Annotated in this window: 4 protein-coding genes; 2 read left to right on the top strand and 2 right to left on the bottom strand. The window is 53.8% G+C overall.

Annotated features, from left to right (window positions below; all coding sequences use genetic code 11):
* The first annotated feature begins 441 nt into the window (after positions 1–441).
* Together RMSM_RS02925 and RMSM_RS02920 are read left to right on the top strand one after the other, a co-directional pair.
* Positions 442–1,203 carry a type III secretion system chaperone gene (locus tag RMSM_RS02925; protein WP_040763818.1) on the top strand — a complete coding sequence of 254 codons (762 nt, stop codon included), beginning with the start codon at positions 442–444 and terminating at the stop codon, positions 1,201–1,203.
* Positions 1,204–1,452: 249 nt separating this feature from the next.
* The gene (locus tag RMSM_RS02920) at positions 1,453–1,755 is read left to right on the top strand and encodes a hypothetical protein (protein ID WP_144057333.1); all 303 of its coding nucleotides are present in this window, start codon (positions 1,453–1,455) and stop codon (positions 1,753–1,755) included.
* Between the two features lie 293 nt (positions 1,756–2,048).
* Here RMSM_RS02920 and RMSM_RS02915 read toward each other — a convergent pair whose 3' ends face one another.
* The gene (locus RMSM_RS02915; protein WP_008691337.1) at positions 2,049–2,519 is read right to left on the bottom strand and encodes a macro domain-containing protein; all 471 of its coding nucleotides are present in this window, start codon (positions 2,517–2,519) and stop codon (positions 2,049–2,051) included.
* A 200-nt stretch (positions 2,520–2,719) separates the two neighbouring features.
* Positions 2,720–2,902 (bottom strand): hypothetical protein, encoded by a 183-nt coding sequence (locus tag RMSM_RS39530; RefSeq protein WP_144057332.1) that lies wholly within the window; start codon positions 2,900–2,902, stop codon positions 2,720–2,722.
* Positions 2,903–3,181 lie beyond the last annotated feature (279 nt).

Below are 3,181 nucleotides of genomic sequence, written 5' to 3'. Positions count from 1 at the left end.
GGTGTCAGTGGTGAAACGCTCGTTCCCTGGCTCCTGCCTGAGAACGCCGTGCCCTGGAGGCTCCCGCCTCGTCTTTGCACGCTCGGCAGGCGGGAGCCTGCAATTCATTGGGTTTCCAGGTAAGGAGCCTGGGAACCAGTGGTGGCGATCCCCGAGACGTGTCCTTTTTAGTTTTGGATTTGCTGTAACACCGCTGGCGTTTTTCCGCTGGGATAGAAAGTCACGCGATTGAAATGAGTCATCGCGACGCCTTCCCTCTTATCCACCCCAGGGTATTACGATGCGTTACCTATTCTCTTTTGCCGTGCTTGCTGCTTTGTTTTGTGGCAACACGCAGCTCCACGCGGATGACAATTTGTTTTCGGAAGTCGCGATGGAACGGTTTTCGAGAAACAGGTCGCGACCGCCAAAGACGTCGCCACGATCAGCGACGGCGAAACGATGCAGCGGATTGTCGGCGTCTCTTCGCTGATCCAAGTTTTGAAGACCGCCGGTTTTGAGCCCAGCGAAGACAACGGATCAGTGAACTTCAAAATGAATCACGCTCAATGGATCTTTCCCGTTTCGATGACGGTGTTTGTCGACGAAGACCGCATCGCTTGCGAAATGTCGCTGGTCAAAATGGAAGAGGACGCCTCGATTGACAAAGAAACGCTGTTAAAGCTGCTGGTCTCCAACACTGCAACCCAAGGCGGCTACTTTGCGTTTGATCAAGAAAATAAGCGGATTCAGTTGCGAGTCTCGCTCAGCAACCGAGCGGTGACGCCGCGTCAATTGAAGGCGAACTTGATCCAATTGGCGAGTTTGGCAGAGCGAAAGTCCGATATCTGGTCAAAAACCAGCGGCACGCCCAAGTCCGAAGCGACCGCAACCGCCCCGGCGAAATCAACGAACGCCCCTAACTCAGCCAATCCACGCTTTTCGCTCGCCGGAACATGGTCGGCATCGCTGACCAGCGGCGAAGCGTTTGCATTGCGATTAAACAGCGAAGGGACGTTTCAATTGGTCCACATGAAATCAGGAAAAGCGACCACGTCCAAAGGCAAAGTCACCCGCGCCGGCAACAAGCTGACTTTGACCGGCGACGACAAAATCACGCTGAACTGCACGGTCAACCAAACCGTGGCCGACAAATTCCAGCTGGCGGTCAACGACGCCAAAGGCAACGTGGCAATCAAACTCGATTTTACGAAAGCAAAGTAAGCAGGGGCGAGTTTGATTTCTTCATCGCGAGTCACCTCTCCCGGCGTAGCTGGGAAAGGAGACAGAAAAGTTGCGCAACCAAAAATCACAAGAGGCCCAAAGACTTCGCGGCGGGCGGTCATCAGTTCACTGTCTAGACGCTGGCGAGTTTCCTCATCAAGATTCGGTTTCGTGCAACGCCACAGTCGTTCTCGATGAACAAAGTAGCGGCCCTCGGGGGTGATGGAGTATCTCAAAAACTCGAGGCTGTTGAATGTCCTGTTGGGCATCTGCGGTCCGATCAAGCAGATGACTCGATTTGCGAAGCACCGACCTTCCGATTCGTTTGTCGCCATCCGGCCACGCCCTCGCTCGCATTCTCTGCACGTCCCCTTCACTGTTGGACTGGAACATCAAACAATGCTATTCCGCAGTGATTTCGTCCCACTGTGGGAGATGATCCATCGCGGTGACATGCGACCGCTGTACTTGGTCCACTTGGCGCTGTGTACGTGGTTTGATCCTGATGGGGAATATGACGCCGATCAGGATCCGCCCATACGAACAATGTGATCTTGCGAAATTCGGGTGGGATGTGATGACGCCGGTCGATTTCGCACCCCGTTTTGACTTGGAGACTTTCTGATGGCGACTCTTTCACTGAGAATGTGAGATGATCTCAAAGCGAAAGCACAGCAATTTGCGAGCGAGCATCAAGATAAACTTCATGATCGAGTGATGAAGTTCATGTCGAAGATGCTCTCTCCCTAGGCGGCTGTCCCTAGGCGGCTCTCTATACGTCGGCGGCAACTTGCAGTACATCGCCAACTTGAATGTGGATCTGCATCGGGTCGGATCCTGTTAATTCAGTTTTTCTTGAATTGAACGATAACAATGCGTCCCGCAAACCTGACTTTCGCGAGTTCATCCTTCATCATAGCAAGTACCGCCTCGGGCGACCCGCCTCCGGTACCAGCACCAATCAGTGGCAACGCGATCGAATTGAACTTCTTCTCTTCGGCCAACGCGAGAGCACTCTGACACGATTCGCGAATCGACCTTTCACTTGATCGCCAAAGCATGCTGATGCCGGCCACATGGATGATGGCTTTAAACGGCAGCGTGCCTGCACTGGTTAGCACCGCCCCGCCAAGCGGAATGGGGCCGTGTCTAGCGAGCTCTCGAAACGGCGTGTATCCACCACGACGCTTGATCCCTCCTGAGACGCCCTGAGGAAGCAGCAGCCACCAAGGAATGATGTTTCGATTCCAGGCGTTGACGATAGTGTCAACGTCCTGATCGAGCAGGTCGCCCGTTACCAGTTCGATATTGCTCAAGGGCGAGTTTCCTCAAAAGAGTGATCGCGTTTTTGACTCAGCTCTGTCTGAGAAGCGGTTTCTCGCTTCGCGAGAGCTTCTTTTTCCCACGACTTTCGCGGAGCGAAAGGCGACTTTGAACCGATTTCAGACAGAGCCTCATTTTTCGGATGTCCCAAAGTCGACTTGAGGATCGCGGAATCTACGATGATGATTTTGTATCACAGGTTTCCTTCCAGATCGACGCCAGCAACGATGACCACGTTCTTCGCAACGCAGTAAAGCATTTGTCCAACGCCATCTACGTTGGTAGCGGCACGGCGCGAGCCGTCCGGTTGAGGCGAGTAAAGCGTTCGGTTTAGACCGGGCGGCCCCCGCCCAATGCCATCTACTTTGGTAGCCATTGGGGGATGGTCAAGTAGTGGGATTCGCCAGAATTCCCATCTTTGCTGTTGAAACACCAGGAACTTTGGCGAGTCCCACTACGAAAGTAGATGGCATTGGCACGCCCTACTTTGGTACCATCTCTGCGAAGCACCTGAGCATCTAAATCCGACCGGATCCCATGATAGAACAACTTTCCATTGACCAGGCACGTAAGCTGGTCCTGCAGTCACAACGGCTACCGCCGGTGAAACAGGCCGGTCCCGCGATTGATGCCACATTGTCGGCCATTGAGCATC

Origin of the sequence: Rhodopirellula maiorica SM1, assembly GCF_000346295.1 — a bacterium.
Taxonomy (GTDB): domain Bacteria; phylum Planctomycetota; class Planctomycetia; order Pirellulales; family Pirellulaceae; genus Novipirellula; species Novipirellula maiorica.
This window is presented reverse-complemented; position numbering and strand designations above follow the sequence as displayed.